This window comes from Pseudomonas sp. Pse79, from assembly GCF_024519615.1.
Classification (GTDB): Bacteria; Pseudomonadota; Gammaproteobacteria; order Pseudomonadales; family Pseudomonadaceae; genus Aquipseudomonas; species Aquipseudomonas veronii.
On sequence record NZ_JALJRR010000001.1, the window covers coordinates 291,527 to 311,569 of the forward strand.

Here is a 20,043-nt window from a genome sequence, read left to right on the forward strand (position 1 = left end):
CTAGCTATGAGCATTTGGGCCAAGTGGGTCGAAGTTGACCAGCGCTTTACTTTCGGGCTTACGGACAATGGCGGTGTCGAAATCAGTCGCGAAAATCATGCGCAGTTACTGGCGGAGAGCGCGACAGGTAAGGTTTTACGGCCCGGTAAAAAAGGTGAGCCGGTGGCTTCTAATCCTGCCCCGCCTTCTTCCGGGGATCAGCAAGAACGTGAACGGATTTGGCGCACCGGTGAGCTTGCTCGTTACGAGTGGGTGGTTACCCGTCACCGCGATGAGCAGGACATGGGCGGCGGCACGACGCTGATCGTTCAGCAATTCGCCGAGCTATTGAAATACCGCCAGGCGCTACGGGAGTGGCCATCGGCAGATGTTTTTCCTGATGCGGATAGCCGTCCGGCGCCACCTAGCTGGCTGCTTGATCAAACCCAATAACGCCCCGCACAACGGGGCGTTTTCCTTTCTGCGTTACGCGTAACAACAAAAACGGCCTCGCTTATGCGGGGCTTTTTCGTTTCTGGAGATTGAGCCTTATGAGTTTCTTTCACGGCATCACTACCTCGTTGATCGACACCGGCGCGCGCACCATCACGCTCCCGTCGTCCTCGATCATCGGCCTGTGCGACACCTTCACCCCGGGCATTCTTGGTGGCGGTAATGCCAAGGCCGGCGAGCTGAAACTGATCACGTCCGAGCGTGAAGCCATTGCAGCGTTCGGAGCGGACTCGGCGATTACCCGCGCTTGCCAGGCGATCTATGTACGAGCGAAGGCTGTAATCGTCGCCATTGGCGTTCCTAAGCTCGCTGACGCCGCGCTGCAAACGTCCGCCATTATTGGTGGTGTTCTGGCGGATGGGCAGCGCACCGGCCTTCAGGCGCTGCTGGACGGCAAGAGCCGACACAACGCCCAGCCCAAGCTGTTGATCGCTCCGGGGCACTCGGCCACGCAGGCGGTGGCCACCGCTATGGATGCGCTGGCCGGCAAGCTGCGCGCGCTTGCAATCATTGATGGTCCGAACACCACCGACGAGGCCGCCATGGCCTACGCGCTGAACTTCGGCAGCAAGCGCATCTATCTGGTGGATCCGGGCGTGCAGTTCTGGAGCACCGTCGAAAGCGCGACCTTGGATGCACCGGCCTCGGCCTGGGTGGCAGGCCTGTTTGCCTGGACTGATGCCGAGTACGGCTACTGGGCGTCGCCATCGAACAAAGAGTTTGTTGGCATCACCGGTACCACCCGGCCGGTGGAGTACTTGGACGGCGACGAGACGTGCCGGGCCAACCTGCTCAATAACGCGAACATCACCACGATCATTCGTGATGGCGGTTACCGCCTGTGGGGCAACCGTACTTGCTCCGCTGATGCCAAGTGGTCGTTTGTTACCCGTGTGCGTACCTGCGACATCCTCATGGATGCGATCCAGGCCGGGCACAAGTGGGCAGTAGACCGCTCGATCACGAAGACCTATGTGTCTGACGTGACTGAAGGGCTCCAATCCTTCATGCGCGATCAGAAGAACGCCGGCGCGGTGATCAACTTTGAAGTCTACGCGGACACCGAGCGCAACACGGCCAGCCAAATCGAGCAGGGCAAAATCTACTGGCGCATCCGCTTCACCGACGTGCCGCCGGCCGAGAACCCGAATTTCCTGATCGAGGTCACCAACGAGTGGCTGACCGAAGTACTTGAAGCAGCCTAAGGGGGCCGAGCAATGATTCCTGAAATGTTGACCAACTGCGTCATGTTTGCTGATGGCGTGAGTTTTTCCGGTGATGTGCCGTCTATGACACTGCCCAAGCTCTCGGTCAAAACCGAGGAATACCGGGGCGGTGGTATGAGCGGCCCGGTCGACCTGCCCACCGGCTTGGAAAAGCTGGAAGCGGCATTCACCACCAACGGCGTGCGTAAAGAGGCGCTGAAGTTCTTCGCCCTGGCGGATCAGACCGCGTGCAACCTCGTTTTCCGTGGGTCGTTCAAGGGCCAGAAAGGCACCGTCAAGTCGGTAACTGTGACCCTGCGTGGCTCGCTCAAAGAAGTCGATATGGGCGATTGGAAGCCAGGCGACAAAGCCGAAATCAAGCACGCCGTGGCCGTCACGTACTACAAGCTCGAAATCGACGGGCGTGTGATGTACGAAATCGACTTTGCCAACATGGTGCAGGTGATCAACGGTGTTGATCAGTTGGCCGCTGAGCGTTCGGCCCTGGGCCTTTAAGGATTGATGATATGACCGACTCTCTTACTGCACCGCTCCCGTCCTGGCTTGTCCTGAGCGACGACGGCGTTACCGTAACGCTCAAGCACAAGGCCAATCTCAATGGCGTTTTGACCGACAAACTGATGATGCGCGCACCCAGCGTAAAGGATGTTATGGCCGCCAAAATCGCCGGCAATGGTGACCATGAAAAGGTGGAGTTGAACCTGTTTTGCAGTCTGCTCACGGCTACCGAGGCAGAACTCACGAACCTCAAATACAAGGACTACATGCGCCTTCAGGCGGGCTATTTTCGCCTGGTTGAGGAAGGCGACGTGTAACGAGGGCACGCTTAAGGTGCTGGCGAAACGCTTGGCAAAAGAGACGGGTTTCTCGTCTGCCGAGATCCTGGCCATGCCCTTTAACGTGATGGTGTGGTGGCTCACGGATTGAGCCGCTGTTGATCTTCCCGACGTATAGGGCGCGCACATGGCAAACAAACTTGCTCTCGGCCTGGTCATTGGCGGGGCTGTCAGCTCGACGGTAGGGGCGGCGTTCAAGGACGTCAGCAACAAAATCAAGAAGCTGGAGGAACAAGGTTCCCGGGCGCGGGTACTGGAAAAAACCATCGGCGAGACCATGCGCCTGCGCGATGAATGGCGCAAAGCGCACATGGCCGGCGACAAGGGCGCCACGGCGTTACAGCGAAAGCTGGAGAACAATCTGGACGGCCTGCGCAAGCAGGGCGTGGAAGTGCGAAACCTGACCAAGGCTTACGCGGCCATGGGGCAGGCCGCTACTAAGGCCGAGCTTAAAGCCAAGGGGCACATGCAGCTCGATGCTGGCAAACAGCAGATGAAAAGTAGCATTGGCCAGGCGGCGGCCGCCACGGCAGCGATGGCTATTCCCACGAAAGTGAGCGCGGATTACGGCGCGATCATTCGTGACATTGCGATCAAGGCGAACATTGCCAACAAGCCCGAAGAAGCGCAGATGTCGAAAACGATCATCGGCACTTCGCGTGATACCGGCATGGCGCGCAATCAGGTGGCCGAGGTGGTCAACGCCCTGGTGGGTGCCGGCATGGAGCTGGATAAGGCCCTGTCATATGCGCCAGTGGCGGCCAAGTTCGCGATTGGCCAGGGTTCGGACGGCGGCGAAACGGCCCGAATGATCAACGCCCTGGGACAGAACGCCAAAATCTCCGACCCGGCCGTGATGCAAAAGGCACTGGAGGCCATCGCCTATCAGGGGCAGGCGGGTAGCTTCGAAGCGGCCGACATGGCGCGTTGGTTCCCCGAGTTGTTGGCGGGTATGGGCAAGATCGGCATTACCGGCATGGATGCCGTGACGCAACTTGGCTCAATGCTTCAGGTGCAAATGAAGACCGCCGGCGGTGCTGATGAGGCGGCCAACAACCTCAAGAACTGGATGGAGAAAATTGGTTCTGGCGATACGGTCAAGGCCTACAAGGATGCCGGGATTGACTACCAAGGGTCGATGAATACCGGCCTGCAGAATGGTAAATCCACCCTGGAATCCAGCTTTGAGCTGGCACAGAAGTACATTGCGGCAACGGATCCGAAGAAGGCCGCCGCCATGGCGGCCGCTACGGCGAAGATCAGTAAGGAGACTGATCCGGAGAAAGCCAAAGCCATGATTGCGTCCCTGGAGCAGGCTTTGCGTACCGGGGATCTGTTCGCGGACATGCAGGTTAAGGGCGCTTTGACGGCCTACATGCAGAACAAAGAGCTGTATGCCCAGCTCAAGAAAGACTCGGCCAGTGCCACCGGGATCCTTGATAAGAACCTTGAGGAGCGCCGGCAGGCGTCAGCGCAGAAATGGTCGGAAATGGCCCAGGGCATGGATGAAGCCATGCGCGCCATTGGTGACGCATTCCGGCCGGTCACTGACAAAGTGGCGGATGGGTTGGCCTATGTCACCCAGGGGCTGGCTAAGCTTTCGGACGAGTCGCCCCGGGTTGTGACGGGGATCGGCGCCGCTGTGGCGGCGGTGATCGCGTTTCAGACCGCTATGAGCGGATTCAAGATTGCCAAGGGCCTGTTCAACATTGGGCGCGGCTCGCTGATGGGCAATCCAAACATCCCGCAAAAAGTCATTGTCACCAACATGCCCGTTGGCGGATCTGGTGGCATGGATTTGGGGGGCGTCGATGACGCTGGTGGCAAGGATGGAAAAGGTAAGGGCAAGGGCGGCGGCCGTGGTGGCCGAGGCCCCGGGCGCGACATTGGGGCAGGCCTGAAGGGTCCGGCAGTATTGGCCGTGATAGAAGCCGGTTTTAAGGTCAAAGACACTTACGACAACGCTGAAACCCAGGACGAAAAAGCCGAAGGATATGGCGCTGCGGCTGGCGGACTTGCTGGCACGCTCGCCGGTGCGGCGGCCGGTGCGTTCATCGGTTCGGCGGTACCGGTAATCGGCACCGTCCTGGGCGGCTTGATTGGGGGCTGGCTGGGCAGCATGGGCGGTGACGCCCTGGGCGGTACCATCGGCAAGTCGATGTTTGGCTCTGACGAAAGTACGAAGGCCATGCCAGTGGCGGGGCCGTTGATGATGCGGGATGCCGGCAAGGACATTCCCCCAGTGCTGGGGGATATCGCCAAGTCGTTTGCGCCTTCGCGCACCGGGCCGCTAATGCTGACCAACCCAGGTCAAGGTGCTTTGTCAGCAGCACCTGGCGCTGTTAATCCGGGTGATGTCGCGCGGTCCATGATGATGCCTCAGGCCAACGCAGAAGCGACGGCCGGGCCACTTGCGGCGGCCGTGGTTGCGAAGGTGCAGCCGGCGAAGTTCGAGACCAAGGTGGATATTCACGCGCCTATCACGCTGACGGTGCAAGGCGATGTGAAGGATCCAAACGAGATCATTGCCCAGTTGCGGCCGCTGATGGAGCAGCAGCAACGGGAAATCGCCCAGCAGCTCGAAAACCGCAAGCTCTACGACGCGCCGCATGTCTAAGGGGAAAATATGGAATCACTGGCACAGCTACAGTCCGGCCTGAAGTATCTGGCTTCGGCCGGTGAAGCGGGCCGGCGCAGTATCGATGGCATGATGGGACCGGTAAATGGTGCCATCAGCGAAATCACCGGCGCCGCCAATGAACTGGAGGATCTGCCGTTTATTGGTCCTGCGGTGGGGGCGAAGCTACAGCGTGTTATGCGCGGGATTTCTACGGCCCAGGCCAAGGTGGGAAAGGTTATCGCAACCTACAATCGTGCTTCCCGCGCCTTGTCGCAGATTGATGAGCGCATGGGCACGCTAAAAGAGCAGGCAGGGAGGGCGGCAACCGCTATCAACAAGATCGCCGGAATGATTGACCCGTCACTGGCCAACATCATTCCCACTGGTGCATTCGCCACGGATGCAACGCCGGCGAAAGAAGCTGTGAAGCCTTTCCCCCATCTGCTGATCATTCAGCCGCTGGACCCGAAGGCGCAGCCGTATTACTTCAACCTTGATACGGCGGCCTTTGACTCATTGCGCCGCTCTACGGCATACCGCTGGGCCTCACAAGAGCGCCTGACGCGCCGGTCGGCCCAGCAGGCCGTGGGCATGGGTGACGAGAAAATCACACTCAAGGGCGACATTTTTCCGGGCTATCGGGGCGGCCTGGGACAGCTAAACACGCTGCGCTCGATAGGCTCCCAGCTCAAGCCGGTAACCCTGACCACGGGCCATGGTGTTGTGCTGGGCACCTGGTGCCTCACGAACGTTGACGAAGACCAAAGCGCGCTGATGCAGGGTGGTATCCCTCGCAAGCAGGCCTTTACCTTGGAGTTTGTGCGCTATGGCGACGACATGCAGAACATCTGACGGGGATCTGCTCGATACCGTTTGCCATAACTTCTATGGCCATCTGGTGGGCAGTGTCGAGGCAGTGTTGGCGGCCAATCAGGGCTTGGCGGATGAGGATCAGCCTTACCGTGCTGGCGTGGTGATTTTCTTGCCGGATCTGCCAGGCCCTGTGGATGAGCAAGTAGCCCTGTGGGATTGATTCAGTTCTATCGGCTGCGTCCTTGTTCCGTTATGCGTAACGCCCCCTTTCCCTAAAGCCCGCTCAGTGCGGGCTTTTTATTGGCCAATGCCCTATGACTCCCCAATTTAGAATCGTCGCGAACGGTTCCGATATCACGTCGCTGATTAACGATCGGCTTTTGCTGTTGCGCACCACAGACAAGCCCGGCATGGAGTCGGACGAGTTTGAGTTGCGCATTGATGACCGCGACGGCCTGGTAACGCTGCCCAAGCGTGGCGCCGGGATTGAGGTCTACCTGGGCTATGCCGAAACCTCCCTGGTGCGCTTGGGGCGCTATGTGGTCGACGAGATCGAGGTATCCGGTCCGCCGGACACCATCGTTATTCGGGGTAAGGCCAGCGACATGCGCGGTACCGGCAAGTCGATCCGCAGCGGTAGCTGGGAAGACGTGCCGCTGTCGAAAATCGTTTCCGACATCGCAGCACGCAATGGCTGGACGTCGGCCTGCACCATCGCCACGAAGGTCGCCCGGGCTGATCAGCTCCACGAATCGGACTTCAGCTTTGTCACGCGCCTGGCCAAGCAATACGACTGCACCGCCAAGGTGGGCGACGGCAAGTTGATGGTTATGCAGCGCCAAGCGGGCCTGAGTGCCAGCGGCAAGGTAATTGGCGCGATCACCCTCACGCGCAGCGACGTAAGCCGCTGGCAATTCCGCCTTGGCGACCGTAACGCGCACAAGACCGTGGCGGCCAAGCATCAGGACAAGAAGACGGGCAAGTTGTCGGTGGTCTCCCTGGAGAATGACGACGTGCCGGACGGCCTGCCGGCAGTACACACAGATCGCCATATCCACCCGAACAAGACCGCTGCCGAATCCGCGGCCAAGGCGCGCTTGGCTGCGTTCAACCGATCTACGGCTGGCGTGCGTCTGGAAATGCCCGGGCGCACGGACCTATTCGCGGAGCGCTCTATCAATGCCCAGGGCTTCAAGGTGGGGCTCGATGGCGAGTACTTGGTGGATTCGGTGGAGCAGACATTCACCCAAGCGGGCTGGTCCACCACCGTTGAGTGCAACGGCGGCAAAAAGGGCAAGGCCAAAGCCAAGGGCAAGAAAACGAAGAAAGCCGCCAAGCCAGTCAAAGTCGTCAGCTTGGCTTAGCGGTCGCGCACCACAACCCCCGCCAAGTGCGGGCTACTCATGTTAGGAGCTTGTATGCCCATGACCCAGCAGCAGTTGCTGCAGATCCTCCCGAACGCCGGCCCTCGAGCCGGTATTTTTTTGCCTGGAGAAATGTAATGGCACGACTTTCCGAATCGCTCGCCGGCGGCCGTAACGCGTTGGCATTCCTGGACATGCTCGCCTGGGGCGAGGGCACCAGCACATCTCCGGCCACTGCCATGGAAGGTTACGACGTGATCGTCACCGGGGCCGATCGTAAGCCCGAGGTCTTCAACGACTTCACAGATCACCCGTTCGCCAAGGGGCGCGCGTCGAAGGTCATCAACAGCAAGGGGCTGACCTCCAATGCGTCTGGCCGCTACCAGCAGATGCTGAAGGACTGGCCGCACTACAAGGCGCTGCTCAAGCTGCCGGACTTCAGCCCGATCAGCCAAGACCTTCTGGCGCTGCAGCACATCCGCGAGTGCCGGGCTTTGCCCGATGTGGTGGCCGGGCGGATCGAAACGGCTATCGCGAAGTGCCGGAACATCTGGGCCAGCCTGCCCGGCGCGGGATATGGGCAGCGCGAACACCGCCTGGAGGATCTGCTGAAGCAGTACCGGCTGGCGGGCGGAGTGATGTCGTGACGCCCGGGCAGATCCTGGCCGCGATCCTGCTGGCGATGGCCGTCAGCGCCGCCGGTACCTGGCGGGTGCAAGACTGGCGCTACGACGGAAAGCTTGCGGATCAGGCCGGCCAATTCCAGACGGACCTCGGCCTGGTCAGTGCTGCAGCAGCCAAACAGGCGCGCGACGAGACCGACAAGCGCCTGGCCCTGGAGCAGCAGCTCGCCGGCCAGGACCAACAACACACCAGGGAATTATCCGATGCCCAACGCAACCAGGCTGTTCTACGCGATCGCCTTGCCACTTCTGATGTCCGGCTGTCAGTCCTTCTCGACGCGGCCGATTCAGCCGGTGGCTGCAACGTGCCTGCCGCCCCCGGTGCCGTCGGCGTGGTTCATGGAGCCGCGCGAGCCCAACTTGAGCCAGCGCATGCTCAACGAATTCTCGCCATCACCGGTGACGGCGATCAAGGACTGATCGCGCTGCGGGCATGCCAGGCTTATGTGAGAGCTATTGCCCGCTGACCTACATTAGAGTTTCGTGTAAGCGAAGTGGCATTATTTCTATGCCTGTCTGGCGGTAATAATTTGGTCTCGGCACGGCGAACTGCTGGCCTAGTGTGCGGTTTTATTATTGCATCGCTTGCATGGAAATGTTTGTGTGGGTCTGAGTCGTTAGCTCAATGAGGGTTAACGCTCCGTCGTCAAAGGAGCAGCCTGTGTCTATGTAGATCGTGTTTCCCAAATACATAACGGAAGGTACAGTTGAATGGCCGACATAAACTTGATCGATACCTTGAATTAAGACTTCATCGAGACTTTCGATTTTTCTTCTGGCGTACAGTGCTTTTTCTAACGCTAAACGTTGATGGGGTTCGCCAAATTGACCCGTAATAGCGTCTTTTGCACTCTGCCAGGTGTCATTGTTATGTGTCAGCGGGGTCTCTGCGTGCACAATCCCAATTTTTCGTCCATCCGTTAACTCAACCTCTATTATTAGAGGAAGATTTTGTAAGGCGTCAGACATGGTCTGTTGAAATATGGGTGATAGTTTGTAGAACCATGCCCCTCCGTTGCGTGAATGCCTGGCAATGTCTCCATTACCAGAAACACAGTCGATAACCATCTGTTCATGGTTGCCTCTCACGGCGTGAAACCAGGGCTTCTGTAGCCAGACCATGACGTCAATGGAGTCGGGTCCTCTGTCAATGAGGTCACCCACAGAGAAAATTCGATCTACGCTTCCATCAAAGCTTGATTTTTTTAAAAGAAGCTCTAACAGCTTGAAGTGCCCGTGGATGTCACCGACTATAAAGTCTCGACCAATTTTGTTTGGTGAAAATGACTGGGTTTTGTGCATTGTCAGTGATTGAGGTAGTTGATATTTAAATTTAAGGATACTACGTCGTGGGAGCCTCGGTAAGGCACGCATGGGAATTGCGGTTTACGGTGCTGCCGCCCCGCGTTGCAGTTGCTTGAAAATTGCTAAATCGGCAGATGTTTTCGTCTTCAAGATCAAGAGAAAACGGGCGTTAGCGTTAGAGCGGTCCAATCTATAATCGAGTGGAGGGGGGGATGAACTCTGAGACCATGTATGGGGCAAAAATTGGGCAAACCATACGCAAATCTATGCCATCCAATGCCAATTATGCATTTAAGCAACCCTCTGTGAACGGACTTCACAGCCCGCAACCAAGGGCCTTTCCCTCAAAATCCCCCACATACCCCTACACAATCGGGGTGTGATTGTTAGATATATTTGGCTCGTAGCTTCGCCAGGCCTTGCTTAATGTGACCTGCGTTTTCATCGATTACGAACAGAGCGCCACGTACATTATCACCCATCTCACTCAAGCCTTGCTTCTCGTTTTGGAGGGTCAACTCCATCACAGCCGCTTCCAACGCAAGCTGATTCTCGTACATTCTTTCAAGCAAATCCGGTAATGAGTACTCCGCTGACATGTGCACTGCTCCAACGAAAATAGGAAAGCATAGCATTGGTCCACCAGATTGCATCTTACTTGGAAATTGCGAGGAGAGTGGCCGCTCAACGCTTATCGAAAGCGGCGCATTCAGGGAAGCTGCGTCCAATTCACTCTGTACCGCGTTGTGCAGAACCACCTGGAAGAATTCGTGCGCCAGTTCAAATGGGCGCTTAGTTCGCGCCAGGTGTTCGAGTGGCAGAAGATGACCCGCCCCGAAACCCTCACCGACATCCAGCGCGCCGCTCGATTCTTCTACCTGCAGCACCATGCCTTTGCCGTCAAGGTGACGGGGCAGACGTTTGGTACCGCGACCACTGGTCCGGCTATCAACCTGCTGCGGATCGAGGAGAACCTCTCTGCAGCTTGGCAGCGGGTGTCCGGCACCTACGTTGAAAACTCGCCCTGGTTGGATTGCGCCGTGCGTTACGACCGTGCTCACACCTTTCACTACATGGATCCGCCTTACTGGCAGACGACAGGCTATGGCGTGGACTTTCCCTTCGAGAACTACGAGCGTATGGCTCACTTCATGCGTCGCTGTGAGGGAAAGGTAATGGTAAGCATCAATGACCATCCCGATATCCGACGTGTGTTTGAAGGCTTTCACTTCGAGATAGTGGACATTCGATAAAGCACGGTTAATCAGCGCCAGGGGAAGGCCGAGGTCAGCGGAGAGTTGGTAATCCTGAATTGGGAGCCAGCAGAATTGGGAGGGCTGTTCCGATAGGAGCTACCTAGAACCCCCGCAAAGTGAGTTATGCGCGAGCTGACGGTATGTCGATTTCGTCTGACGCGTTCCGCCGTCTTGAGCGGTGGCGCGTTGGCCTCACTCAACTAAAATTGCCCGCGCTGCTGGTATTGCTGTCTTTTAATCTCACGCTGGGTAGGTGAAAGACAAGCAACTCGCAGGTCTTTCATTTCTACCTAGGAAACTCGCATTAAGGATTTGATTCGGCCAATACCCCCGCAGGGAGATCCTCGATCCTTAAACTCCGGGTAATCACGAACCCATATTTATCCTCGTTGGCCAGATAGTCCGTGTTCGCCAGCGACCCGCGCAGTGCCGGGTAGTTGAAGGAATCTGGTCCCATCAGGACACGGCTGCCCGGGTTCTGTTTGATGGTGGCGATGACGCAAGTGATATCCGGGCAGATGCGATGGCGCTTTTCCAGGTCCGGCAGTAAGGCGACGAACTGATAATTGGTAATGATTAAGCCGTCGCCAAGGTTGTCGATATCGGTGTAGGCCAGGTGGTTGACGGTGGGCCATACAATTTCACGACGGGCCTGCTTTGCCGCTTCAAGGTAGCGCGATTCGCCAATTATAATTTGCAGCAGGCCGGCGATTGCAACGGCGAGGACCAGGCCTATGAGCTGCATCGTCGCGCTGCCATAGGCGTGCTCACGCTGCAGGGCGCTCTGCGCCGAACCTAAGAGAGTCCGAAACGGCGCCAGTTCACGCATCAGCGGGCCTTCGAGGATCGAGGCGCCGCAGATCGCTGACATACCAAGTAGGGCCATCAGGAACCAGCCGTTACGTTCGTCATAGGCGCAGCAGTTTGAGTATGCGACGAAAGCCACCCCCGAGCACATTAGGTAGATCAGTCCGATCTGGCTGACTAGGCGCTTTGGGGTGAAAAGGTTGAATGTGGCTAGGGTCAGCATGAGTAGCAGCGGGAAGCGCCCGAACATGCTCACGACCAAGCTCCAGCCATGCTCGTAGATGCCCGCCCCGTCGGACGCCCGCGAGGTAAGGCTCATGAGGAAGCTAAGGTTGCCCAGCGCAGTTGGCATTGATGGTGCGGAGGAGAAGATTATCATGAACGTTGTGGGCGGCCCAAATATCACCACTAGGCGAGCGAGGTACCAGCCAAGCCCTTTGGACGTGCGCAGACCGATCAGGATCAGGCCCAGCGTAACTGCGACCGCGCCGAGGATGCCCGGCTGCTTGGTGATCGCAGAGATCCCGGCAAACAGTGCAGCGCATAGTGTGTAATGGTCGATCCGTTCGTCTCGGTGGTCGCAGCATGTTGCCAGGTACAATGCCACGCTGGCGATCAGGGAAAGCATCATCACGATCGGGTCGGTGATACCTGCCAGCAGAAATGGGTTGAGCAGGTATATGCCCCATACCGAGAGAAATACCAATAGTGCCGCCAGTGGCCGGCGCGCAATGGTCAGCGATCCGATCTGCACGACCAGCAGCATAGGGAAGACGCACAATAGCAGACGGGTCATGACCCAGACCATCGGATTAGCCTGGGCCTTGTACACCAGCGACCACAGTCCCGGCAGGAAGAGCGGATAGGCGGCAATGTAAGGGGAATAGTTGTTCTCGAACAACTGCATCGCCCAGTTGTTCCAGGAGGCGTTAACGTCCCAACCGGAGAGGACGATTTCTCCACCGAAGATCGGCTTGAGTGCTCCCAGCGGGCTCAGTAGCAAACCGAGCATCATGAGCGCGACCATCAGTAGTAGGTCGCAGAAACTGAATGTGACGCTGGCGTCGTTCCCCTTGAGAAAGCGGCGTACGGTGACTGTTGCCACCATAAGAAGGATCAGTAACGACATGTCGCCCAGATTCAGCCAGTAGGATATGAACACCACTAGCCAGCTCAGCCACAGCGACTTGGCCACCGTCAGCGTGGTAAGGGATAGAGCGTCGATGCGGCCCCTGACCGGCCAGATGAAGCCGATCAGCACCATGAACAGCGCGACAGCTAAAAATCCGAAAAACAGCGTCACTTGTTGTCTCCAGCAGCGACATAAGGTACAAAATTGACGCCCGAGAGCACCACTGCGGCCTTCGAATCACCATAGTTGAGGTTGATAGCGATCTTCATGTAGCGGGCATTGGGCGGAATACGGTTCGGCCCGCTCCCGATGGGCGAGAATACGCCGTTGAGATGGAGGCGCCCGGTGGCACGGGTGATCACCTCGTTCGCGGCTACGCCAAACATATGTGATTGTGGGTCGATGATGATGTTCTTGTCTTTGTCGAAGAACACCACACCGGCGTAGGTGGCCGAGCCCTTGTCGTCGGTACCGTCGGTGACGGCCATCAGTTCGAAACTCATCTGGTAGCTCTTGTTACTGTCGATGGGCAGCAACTGACGGCTGTAAAGGTTGTTAGGTCCGACGAATAGAGCACCGCTATGGTGGCCCTGGCGCACTAGGAACAATTGGTCCTGGAAAACCTGCTGGGAGTCACGAGAATCGACATAGCGGGAGTAGTTAACCGCACTCATGTCGTAGTCGTCCCACAGTCCGAGTTGCATGGACAGCTCTTGCCGGTAGAGGTAGCTCGTGCCTGCTAAAAGCCACAGTACCAGTAATACCGCAACCCAGCGGAAAGTACGCTTGGGTAGTTGCAGATCGTTACCCAGCGAGGAGGGACGCGTTTGATTGATCTGATTCATGTATGGCTCGCAAAGGCAGGGTAGCGGTAGCTCCCTGTGTGGAAACCGACAGCCAGGACGCACGAAAGCACAAGGACCAGTCACCGCTGACCAGCCCCGGGCCGATAGGGAGTTAACGAGGCGTTTCCGCGCTATGAGGAGCAGCTACCACGACTGGCGATGCAGTCGACACTGCGGCGGCTTCCTTGAAGATAAAAGTCTTTTGTAAGATGAAGTTAAAGAAGAACAGACCGAGGGTGCCGAGCATATAGGTCAGCACTTTAGGCATTTCGAGCTGTTCCTTGGCCAAGTCGATCAGCGGAACCAGAATCGAGATGTTCAGGAGCACCAGGAGTAGATACTTTATGAAGGTGCTGACGGTGTTGCCGCCGACCTTGTAGATGAAGCTGCGGGCTAAATAGAAATAGCCCAAGGTACCTACGCTACGGGCCACTACCACGGACAGCGTAGTGGAACCTGTGATCGAATCGACTAGGTGGAAGGTCAGGAAATCCATCAGGGCGAGGAACAACGAGACCATGACGCCGCGCAACAGTACGGCATAGATCTTTGCCGAGTCCTGCAACTTGCGGAAATGCGAAGACGGGTTACCCGGCTCGTAGACGGTTTGTATTACTACTTCCTGCAGTCTGTCCCTGCGCGCGAAGATAATCAGCGCCGCCAGTTCGAAGTCGTATTTGTCCTTGGGGATGGCCAGCAAGTCCTCATAAAATTCCGCCGGAATAAAGCGCAGTCCGGTTTGGGTGTCGTTCACGCGCTTGCCATGCACGACGTGGAATACCCGAATAGTTAGTTCGTTGCCGAACTTGGATCGCAGTGGCGTCGACTGGTCAAATACTCGACGACCGAGGATCACCGAATCGTTTGTTTCGATACCGGCCGCCATGACACGTAAAATGTCTACCGGCAAGTGTTGGCCGTCGGCGTCCGCAGTCAGAACAAAAGGCATTCCCCGATCACGCGCGATAGCTATGCCCGTTTTCAATGCGCCACCCTTACCCTTGTTCACCGGATGTGTAACAACTTCGATGCCCCGTGTTTCTAGATCCGCAAACACCTGAAGTGCGACTTCACGACGGGAACCGTCGTTGATGATGAGCAACGGCACGTGCTTATTGGAGCTACGCATCGTCTCTTGGAGTTCATCCACTAGCTTGACTAAGGTTTCATCCGGTTCGTAAGCGGGGATCAAGATCACGACAAAAATCCGTTTTTTAAGGTCCGTGTGGGGCGCGGATATTATGACTAAATATAATGACCGTCAATCGGAAACGTTGATTTTAAATTGAACTTGTGCACGCTGAAACTGTCTGCTCGTCTTTTTAGTCGGTATGTGACGAAGCTGAAGAGTAAGTCAGAAAGCTGAGATTTGGCGCGATCATGAGGGGGTATCCAATTAAGCGTAAGCGATACTAATGCTGAAGCGCACCTGGCGACCTGGGTCTTAGACCCTATGGAGCATACGAGCTTTACGGTACCCAATGGCTTGATGAACAGAACGCTAGCGACGGCTTAGGGCAAAATTAGGGCAGATACTAGGCCGTTTTAGGCCACCAGACGCCTACGGGAAAAGGTGAAAGTACTGAATTTTCTGGCCTAAAGCGGTCTGCGGGAGCGTTAGAGGGGGGTCGAATCCCTATCCATGTAATTGGGTTTCCCAATGACCGCATTCGGCCCAGGCTGTGTAAAAACGCTTTGCCAAAATTGAAGTGCGCGCTTTTACGTTAAATCTGAAATTTATCGGCAAGTGAGCAGATACAGATTTTGCATAGGGACGCGATTTTCAGGTCGTTTTTAGATGCCTATCTCGCCGAAAATCGTTTTTACACACTCTGGGCCGTTTGCTGCCCTTCGAGATAGGCAGCAACCGGCCAAGAGCTGCCCATCAGTTGCGTCGACTGCTACTCTCTGCGGTCTCTGGACTCAGTGCTACTTATAACGTGAGACTTTATGAATAACCAACTCGCCATTTTGATCAGCGACTACCAAGCAAGTGTTGGCACCGCTGTGGACATGATGCATCGGTCTGGTATTCCGCGGCCCTTGACCAATATGGATTGGGTGGGCACTGACATTCCTCAGCGCGGAGAGTTAGAAGGCGGAGTTCGTTACTTCAAGCACGGCTATGGCTGCGCGGTTAGTCTCCCCATAGGTACAGTAGACTTTGACTTTGGGGCTCATGGTGAGATCGGTGGCTTCGACGCGTGGCGACTTGCTAGTTTCGCAGGTGACAAGTTGTCGGAATACGGTTTTGCTGATGAGGATGCACTCACAGAGTGCTTCAAAGCGGAAGTTGCTGCCGGTTCTCTAGTGTATTCCGGGTACATTCTCTACTACGTAGCGGACGACACCTCACAATTTCTGTCGAAATAGTCCGTTCTATCCGTGCATTAAGTTCTCACTACAGGGCGCCTGCCTGGATCTGCCATTTTCGGCCACCTACCACCGCCAGGTTTGGCCGATTAATCCCGTTCCGACAGGCAAAAATCGACCCAATACAGCCAGTTAAAATTGGCGGTGACCGACCTGAATCGGTCGATCGTGAGGTGGAGCCGAGCCCGTTCGGCTACCCCCTAGACGCAACGCTTAAAGCGAATAAACACTTCACCTGTTTACTCGTATATTTTTCCGCAGTACAAAAAATTAGCGAATTGCCGCCAAGGATTGGAGCCTTGAATCCCCTGATCGACGCCAAAATTACTGGCCTCGGCCCATGCAATAGCTCCGTCTAGGAAGGCTTCTATCGTCCCGTTTTCCCAGTCACCATTCGATTTGTCTTCCGCCAGGGCGTGGGCAAAAGCCAGAAAGGTATTGGCGTCCTTGACCTGATCCAATTGCTCATGAAGCTCCATGGGTTTCTCCGCTCAAAGTCATAAGTAGCTCGTCGGATTATCCATAGAGCGAATAATGTCCGCTACTGGCCGATGGCTGACTGCTGTGCCCGTTGTGTGGAGGGTCTGCTCAGGGCGTGTGTGAAGCAACGGCGACGATGCTGGTCAGCCAAAATTGGAGCAAAATCAGTTCCGCAATGAAAGATCTACGTCGCGGAAACAAAGGTCTCTGGCCGTTCTGATACATCACAAATGCGGAAAGGTATTTAATTTAACTGATTGATTTTTAACATATTATTTGTGGATTGCAAATCCGCCTACGCCGGTTCGATTCCGACCTCGGCCTCCACTCTTAAAAACCCCGTAGATTACCGTCTACGGGGTTTTTTATACCTGCGATTTACGATCCCTTCCGCAACGCTTCAGATGTGTTCCGCAACTTCACCGTTTTAACCGGATTACATACTGGATCACCTCTTCAAGGGTGCCTATGTCTGGAGCGTTGCTCGCTAATGCTTCTGGTTGGCACCATGGATAGTGCAGGCGGGATACCCACTCCATGATGGTGTGAAGATCGGTAGGTGGCAGGGTTTTCATATGCTCGATGGTGATAGTGAGCTGCTCGACAAGTCCCGACTCGGGATTGAACTGCCATCCATATTGACCACAACCGACTCGGACCTCGCCGGAGTTTTTGTCGGACATAGCGACCAGCCATTGGCATTGGAACGTTTTGCTATCCGGCTCCGGTGGGTGTCCCAGACAAAAGGTATAGACGTTTTCGAATGTCTGGCCGAAGCGCCTGACCAGCACGTCGCCGATGGACTCAAGGCCTTCAACGTGGGGTGGAAACGAGATAGACCCCGTGTGTACCACCATCTCCAGTTGTGCATCCGGCATAAAAGCCTGGCGCAGCAGATGCGGGCGGTTACTGTCCTTGGCGTTTATGTACTGCTGAATCGACCGTTGAGCTGTGTTCATTGTTTGTCCATTGCATCCATTCGTTGTTGTTGAGGGCAGTGCCGGCATCCAGGAGCGGTTGTTCGAAGGAAAACGAGCAGCCGATGGTGAAGGCAACCAGGTCATCCTGCCACAGGGGCTCTATGTCTGGCAGTTCTTCGCTCATGCGCTAGGGCGGCAAAAATTTCTGAAGGAGCCCCGCTTGGTTAACTGTATCGACCAGTCGACCGGCTGTGTGGGGCAGATGTTGCGTGGACGTCGGAGCTCTCACCCTTCTTGGGAAGGGCGCCTCGCATAGACGGCCAAAACAATGCGTTCGGAATGAATGAGGTATTCAAGCATTGCGTCGCGAGCTTTGGCCATCTCGTTGCGTTCAACGAGTTCAAGAATCTGAAAGTTCATATCGACGTAGGGCTCATGCAAGAACTCGGCGTCCTGCAACAGCCCAAAAGTCAGCCGTAGCTCTGCAAGTATGCGCCGGAACATGGCGTTCAAGCGTTCACTGTCCGCAAGTTCAACGACTGCCGTATGGAAGTCCATGTTAGCTGTGCCCACTGCCAGCCAGTCCCCCGCGTCCCGTGCTCGTTGGGCCTGTTCTGCCGCTGCGCGCATGTTCTTCTTCGCCGGGTGGCGCGGGTAAGCCTCTGCCAGCGCCTGGCATTCGATGAGGCGTCGCACGCGGTAGATGTCGATGACGGCCGCGATGCTGGGAACCACCACGAATACCCCACGGTTGGGCTCGTGTCGTAACAAGCCGTCTTTAGCCAGCGTCCGGAACACTTCGCGCAGAGTGTTTCGCGAGATGCCGAGGTTTTCGCTGAGCACCTGCTCGGACAGCCGTTGCCCAGGTGTGAATTCGCCTTGGGTGACTTGCTGACGCAACTGTTCGGCGATCCGCTCGTTTAGCGTCTGGGCTACGAATGAAGGGGAGGCGGGAAGGGGCATCGAGCGGACTTCTGAGTGGCAGGGGCGATTGGATTCTAGCAGGTTTTGCCCTACTCGCAGTGTCGCTTTTTCCTGTAGGGCTGAAACGGATCCATATTTTGGCATGCATATTGCTTTTTATTATCCGTGTTGGATTGTTGAACAATTCTGTTGAAATGATCATTCAATCGGATGAAGATAGTTGAGTGATCTAAGAAAATAACTCAAACAACTTGGAGAAACGCCCGTGCCCACTGACATCAACTTGTGGCCCTTGCTGGGGGTCGTCGTCATCATCGTGGGCTTCGTCCTGCGCTTTAATCCCATGTTGGTCGTGATTGTCACGGCCGTCGTCACCGCCTTCGCGGCGCACTTTCCGGTCGACAGGATTCTTGCCGCCATCGGCACAGGCTTCATCAAGACACGTAACCTGCCGTTGATCATCCTGCTACCGCTGGCGGTGATTGGCTTGCTCGAGCGTTATGGTTTGCGCCAGCACGCCCAGCGATGGATCAGCAGCATCAAGTCCGCGACTGCGGGCCGCTTGCTGATTGTTTACCTTGGCGCACGCCAGATGACCGCAGCCATCGGTCTTACCAGCCTGGGCGGCCATCCACAAATGGTGCGACCGCTGCTCGCGCCAATGGCAGAAGGTGCTGCCGAAGCCCGTTTTGGGGCACTGCCGGAGAAGGTTCGCCACAAGCTGCGAGCGTATGCCGCAGCGACCGATAACGTCGGCCTGTTCTTCGGCGAAGATATCTTCGTGGCTTTCGGCGCGATCGTGCTGATGACCACGTTCTTGCGTGAGGCGGGCATCGAAGTCGAGCCGATCCGCGTCGCGCTCTGGGGGATTCCGACAGCTATTTGCGCATTCACCATCCATGCTTGGCGCCTGCGCCGGCTTGACACTTGGTTGATGCGCGAAATGGCCGGCAGCGCCGCGGCCGCGGCCGCAACCGTCACAGTCGAAGGCAAGGAGTCCCGACCATGACGCTCACGATCACGCACCTGTACTACCTCGTCGGTGCCATCCTCGCCATCACCGCGGTGATGACGCTCATGGATCGCCAGCACTCAAAGCGCTATTCCAGTGCCTTTTTCTGGGGCCTTTATTCGCTCGTCTTCTTGCTCGGTGACCAGTTGCCACCGGTCTGGGTCGGCGTCGGTGTTGTGGTGATGGCGCTGATTGCAGCCTTCGGCGGTGTCGGCATTGGCCGTCACGTGGCCCGCTCGGCGGCGGAGTACTCGGCCAGCGCCAATCTGCTGGGCAACAAACTTTTCATCCCCGCCCTGGCGATCCCGGTCGTGACCATGATCGGCACGCTGTCGGCGAAGTACCTCGTGGTTGGCGGCATACCGCTGCTCGACCCGAAGAACACCACGATGGTAAGCCTAGGGCTGGGCTGTATGGTCGCGCTTGCGTTGGTCTGCAAGATGACGAACGAAACGCCGATGCAAGGCATCCGCGAATCGCGTCGGCTGACCGATGCGCTCGGTTGGGCGCTGGTACTGCCGCAGATGCTCGGCATGCTGGGCCTCGTATTCTCCGACGCCGGTGTGGGCAAGGCCGTGGCGCATATCACCACCAGCTACATCAACATGGATGTACGTTTCTTCGCGGTGATGGTGTACGTGGTTGGCATGGCGCTTTTCACCATCATCATGGGCAACGGTTTCGCCGCCTTCCCCGTGATGACAGGGGGAGTCGGGGTGCCAGTCCTGGTCGGCATGTACGACGGTAACCCGGCCCTTATGGCAGCCATCGGCATGCTCTCGGGTTATTGCGGCACCTTGCTTACGCCGATGGCCGCCAACTTCAATATCGTACCGGCGGCCCTACTCGAACTGCCCGACAAAAACGCGGTGATCCGCGCGCAGGTGCCCACGGCGCTGGCCTTGCTGACTTGCAATGTTTTCATCCTGTATTTCCTGATGTTTCGCTAAAGAAA

21 protein-coding genes and 2 pseudogenes are annotated in these 20,043 nt (G+C 56.7%); 14 read left to right on the forward strand and 9 right to left on the reverse strand.

The genetic code is table 11. From position 1 onward, the window contains the following. Nucleotides 1-6 precede the first annotated feature (6 nt). The 10 genes from NR164_RS01265 to NR164_RS01310 all read left to right on the forward strand — a co-directional run bounded on the left by NR164_RS01265 (nucleotide 7) and on the right by NR164_RS01310 (nucleotide 8,501). Complete coding sequence (locus tag NR164_RS01265) at nucleotides 7-432, forward strand: phage tail assembly chaperone (protein ID WP_256822141.1); 426 nt, start codon at nucleotides 7-9, stop codon at nucleotides 430-432. A gap of 98 nt (nucleotides 433-530) precedes the next feature. Continuing rightward, on the forward strand, nucleotides 531-1,697 hold the full coding sequence (locus NR164_RS01270; protein WP_256822142.1) for a phage tail sheath family protein: 1,167 nt from the start codon (nucleotides 531-533) through the stop codon (nucleotides 1,695-1,697). A gap of 12 nt (nucleotides 1,698-1,709) precedes the next feature. Then, nucleotides 1,710-2,213, forward strand: a complete 504-nt coding sequence (locus tag NR164_RS01275; protein ID WP_256822143.1) for a phage major tail tube protein — start codon at nucleotides 1,710-1,712, stop codon at nucleotides 2,211-2,213. An 11-nt stretch (nucleotides 2,214-2,224) separates the two neighbouring features. Further along, on the forward strand, nucleotides 2,225-2,533 hold the full coding sequence (locus tag NR164_RS01280; RefSeq protein ID WP_256822144.1) for a phage tail assembly protein: 309 nt from the start codon (nucleotides 2,225-2,227) through the stop codon (nucleotides 2,531-2,533). Between the two features lie 148 nt (nucleotides 2,534-2,681). Beyond that, the gene (locus NR164_RS01285; protein ID WP_256822145.1) at nucleotides 2,682-5,171 is read left to right on the forward strand and encodes a phage tail tape measure protein; all 2,490 of its coding nucleotides are present in this window, start codon (nucleotides 2,682-2,684) and stop codon (nucleotides 5,169-5,171) included. Nucleotides 5,172-5,180: 9 nt separating this feature from the next. Next, nucleotides 5,181-6,026, forward strand: coding sequence for a phage tail protein (locus NR164_RS01290; RefSeq protein ID WP_256822146.1), 846 nt, complete (start codon nucleotides 5,181-5,183; stop codon nucleotides 6,024-6,026). Continuing rightward, nucleotides 6,001-6,207: a tail protein X gene (locus NR164_RS01295; RefSeq protein WP_256822147.1), complete on the forward strand. Its 207-nt coding sequence runs from the start codon at nucleotides 6,001-6,003 to the stop codon at nucleotides 6,205-6,207. Before NR164_RS01290 ends, NR164_RS01295 begins: the two co-directional genes overlap by 26 nt. Nucleotides 6,208-6,301: 94 nt before the next feature. Next, nucleotides 6,302-7,351 (forward strand): phage late control D family protein, encoded by a 1,050-nt coding sequence (locus NR164_RS01300; protein ID WP_256822148.1) that lies wholly within the window; start codon nucleotides 6,302-6,304, stop codon nucleotides 7,349-7,351. 137 nt (nucleotides 7,352-7,488) lie between these two features. Then, nucleotides 7,489-7,998 (forward strand): glycoside hydrolase family 104 protein, encoded by a 510-nt coding sequence (locus NR164_RS01305; protein ID WP_256822149.1) that lies wholly within the window; start codon nucleotides 7,489-7,491, stop codon nucleotides 7,996-7,998. After that, entirely contained in the window at nucleotides 7,995-8,501 is a 507-nt protein-coding gene (locus NR164_RS01310; RefSeq protein ID WP_256822150.1) for a lysis system i-spanin subunit Rz, read from the forward strand. The genes NR164_RS01305 and NR164_RS01310 overlap by 4 nt, the downstream gene beginning before the upstream one ends. 106 nt (nucleotides 8,502-8,607) lie before the next feature. Here the strand turns inward: NR164_RS01310 and NR164_RS01315 are convergent, their stop codons facing one another. After that, complete coding sequence (locus tag NR164_RS01315; protein ID WP_256822151.1) at nucleotides 8,608-9,336, reverse strand: metallophosphoesterase; 729 nt, start codon at nucleotides 9,334-9,336, stop codon at nucleotides 8,608-8,610. 389 nt (nucleotides 9,337-9,725) lie between these two features. Beyond that, on the reverse strand, nucleotides 9,726-9,938 hold the full coding sequence (locus NR164_RS01320; RefSeq protein WP_256822152.1) for a hypothetical protein: 213 nt from the start codon (nucleotides 9,936-9,938) through the stop codon (nucleotides 9,726-9,728). A 132-nt stretch (nucleotides 9,939-10,070) separates the two neighbouring features. Here NR164_RS01320 and NR164_RS01325 point away from each other — a divergent pair. After that, nucleotides 10,071-10,688: pseudogene (locus NR164_RS01325) on the forward strand (DNA adenine methylase); the annotation flags it as partial. A 211-nt stretch (nucleotides 10,689-10,899) separates the two neighbouring features. Here the strand turns inward: NR164_RS01325 and NR164_RS01330 are convergent. From NR164_RS01330 to NR164_RS01340, 3 genes are all read right to left on the reverse strand, one after another. Continuing rightward, nucleotides 10,900-12,705 carry a hypothetical protein gene (locus tag NR164_RS01330; RefSeq protein WP_256822153.1) on the reverse strand — a complete coding sequence of 602 codons (1,806 nt, stop codon included), beginning with the start codon at nucleotides 12,703-12,705 and terminating at the stop codon, nucleotides 10,900-10,902. Beyond that, entirely contained in the window at nucleotides 12,702-13,379 is a 678-nt protein-coding gene (locus NR164_RS01335; protein WP_256822154.1) for a hypothetical protein, read from the reverse strand. The genes NR164_RS01330 and NR164_RS01335 overlap by 4 nt, the downstream gene beginning before the upstream one ends. Nucleotides 13,380-13,491: 112 nt before the next feature. Further along, nucleotides 13,492-14,577, reverse strand: coding sequence for a glycosyltransferase (locus NR164_RS01340; protein WP_256822155.1), 1,086 nt, complete (start codon nucleotides 14,575-14,577; stop codon nucleotides 13,492-13,494). Between the two features lie 752 nt (nucleotides 14,578-15,329). Here NR164_RS01340 and NR164_RS01345 point away from each other — a divergent pair. After that, nucleotides 15,330-15,752, forward strand: a complete 423-nt coding sequence (locus NR164_RS01345) for a hypothetical protein (protein ID WP_256822156.1) — start codon at nucleotides 15,330-15,332, stop codon at nucleotides 15,750-15,752. 239 nt (nucleotides 15,753-15,991) lie between these two features. Here NR164_RS01345 and NR164_RS01350 read toward each other — a convergent pair whose 3' ends face one another. The 4 genes and pseudogenes from NR164_RS01350 to NR164_RS01365 all read right to left on the reverse strand — a co-directional run bounded on the left by NR164_RS01350 (nucleotide 15,992) and on the right by NR164_RS01365 (nucleotide 18,115). Continuing rightward, nucleotides 15,992-16,231, reverse strand: a complete 240-nt coding sequence (locus tag NR164_RS01350) for a hypothetical protein (RefSeq protein WP_256822157.1) — start codon at nucleotides 16,229-16,231, stop codon at nucleotides 15,992-15,994. Nucleotides 16,232-16,651: 420 nt separating this feature from the next. Then, nucleotides 16,652-17,191, reverse strand: a complete 540-nt coding sequence (locus NR164_RS01355) for a hypothetical protein (protein WP_256822158.1) — start codon at nucleotides 17,189-17,191, stop codon at nucleotides 16,652-16,654. 19 nt (nucleotides 17,192-17,210) lie between these two features. Further along, nucleotides 17,211-17,336, reverse strand: a pseudogene (locus NR164_RS01360) (hypothetical protein); the annotation flags it as partial. 101 nt (nucleotides 17,337-17,437) lie between these two features. After that, complete coding sequence (locus NR164_RS01365; protein ID WP_057004201.1) at nucleotides 17,438-18,115, reverse strand: GntR family transcriptional regulator; 678 nt, start codon at nucleotides 18,113-18,115, stop codon at nucleotides 17,438-17,440. Between the two features lie 226 nt (nucleotides 18,116-18,341). Between NR164_RS01365 and NR164_RS01370 the strand changes: the two genes are divergently transcribed. Continuing rightward, entirely contained in the window at nucleotides 18,342-19,085 is a 744-nt protein-coding gene (locus NR164_RS01370; protein WP_256822159.1) for a 5-oxoproline transporter, DUF969 family subunit, read from the forward strand. Then, entirely contained in the window at nucleotides 19,082-20,038 is a 957-nt protein-coding gene (locus NR164_RS01375; protein WP_017846361.1) for a DUF979 domain-containing protein, read from the forward strand. Before NR164_RS01370 ends, NR164_RS01375 begins: the two co-directional genes overlap by 4 nt. The last annotated feature ends 5 nt before the right edge of the window (nucleotides 20,039-20,043 follow it).

Coding starts and splice junctions, on each gene's coding strand:
- NR164_RS01265 (WP_256822141.1), top strand. CDS start 7: ATGAGCATTTGGGCCAAGTGGGTCGAAGTTGACCAGCGCTTTACTTTC.
- NR164_RS01270 (WP_256822142.1), top strand. CDS start 531: ATGAGTTTCTTTCACGGCATCACTACCTCGTTGATCGACACCGGCGCG.
- NR164_RS01275 (WP_256822143.1), top strand. CDS start 1,710: ATGATTCCTGAAATGTTGACCAACTGCGTCATGTTTGCTGATGGCGTG.
- NR164_RS01280 (WP_256822144.1), top strand. CDS start 2,225: ATGACCGACTCTCTTACTGCACCGCTCCCGTCCTGGCTTGTCCTGAGC.
- NR164_RS01285 (WP_256822145.1), top strand. CDS start 2,682: ATGGCAAACAAACTTGCTCTCGGCCTGGTCATTGGCGGGGCTGTCAGC.
- NR164_RS01290 (WP_256822146.1), top strand. CDS start 5,181: ATGGAATCACTGGCACAGCTACAGTCCGGCCTGAAGTATCTGGCTTCG.
- NR164_RS01295 (WP_256822147.1), top strand. CDS start 6,001: ATGGCGACGACATGCAGAACATCTGACGGGGATCTGCTCGATACCGTT.
- NR164_RS01300 (WP_256822148.1), top strand. CDS start 6,302: ATGACTCCCCAATTTAGAATCGTCGCGAACGGTTCCGATATCACGTCG.
- NR164_RS01305 (WP_256822149.1), top strand. CDS start 7,489: ATGGCACGACTTTCCGAATCGCTCGCCGGCGGCCGTAACGCGTTGGCA.
- NR164_RS01315 (WP_256822151.1), bottom strand. CDS start 9,336: ATGCACAAAACCCAGTCATTTTCACCAAACAAAATTGGTCGAGACTTT.
- NR164_RS01320 (WP_256822152.1), bottom strand. CDS start 9,938: ATGTCAGCGGAGTACTCATTACCGGATTTGCTTGAAAGAATGTACGAG.
- NR164_RS01335 (WP_256822154.1), bottom strand. CDS start 13,379: ATGAATCAGATCAATCAAACGCGTCCCTCCTCGCTGGGTAACGATCTG.
- NR164_RS01345 (WP_256822156.1), top strand. CDS start 15,330: ATGAATAACCAACTCGCCATTTTGATCAGCGACTACCAAGCAAGTGTT.
- NR164_RS01350 (WP_256822157.1), bottom strand. CDS start 16,231: ATGGAGCTTCATGAGCAATTGGATCAGGTCAAGGACGCCAATACCTTT.
- NR164_RS01355 (WP_256822158.1), bottom strand. CDS start 17,191: ATGAACACAGCTCAACGGTCGATTCAGCAGTACATAAACGCCAAGGAC.
- NR164_RS01365 (WP_057004201.1), bottom strand. CDS start 18,115: ATGCCCCTTCCCGCCTCCCCTTCATTCGTAGCCCAGACGCTAAACGAG.
- NR164_RS01375 (WP_017846361.1), top strand. CDS start 19,082: ATGACGCTCACGATCACGCACCTGTACTACCTCGTCGGTGCCATCCTC.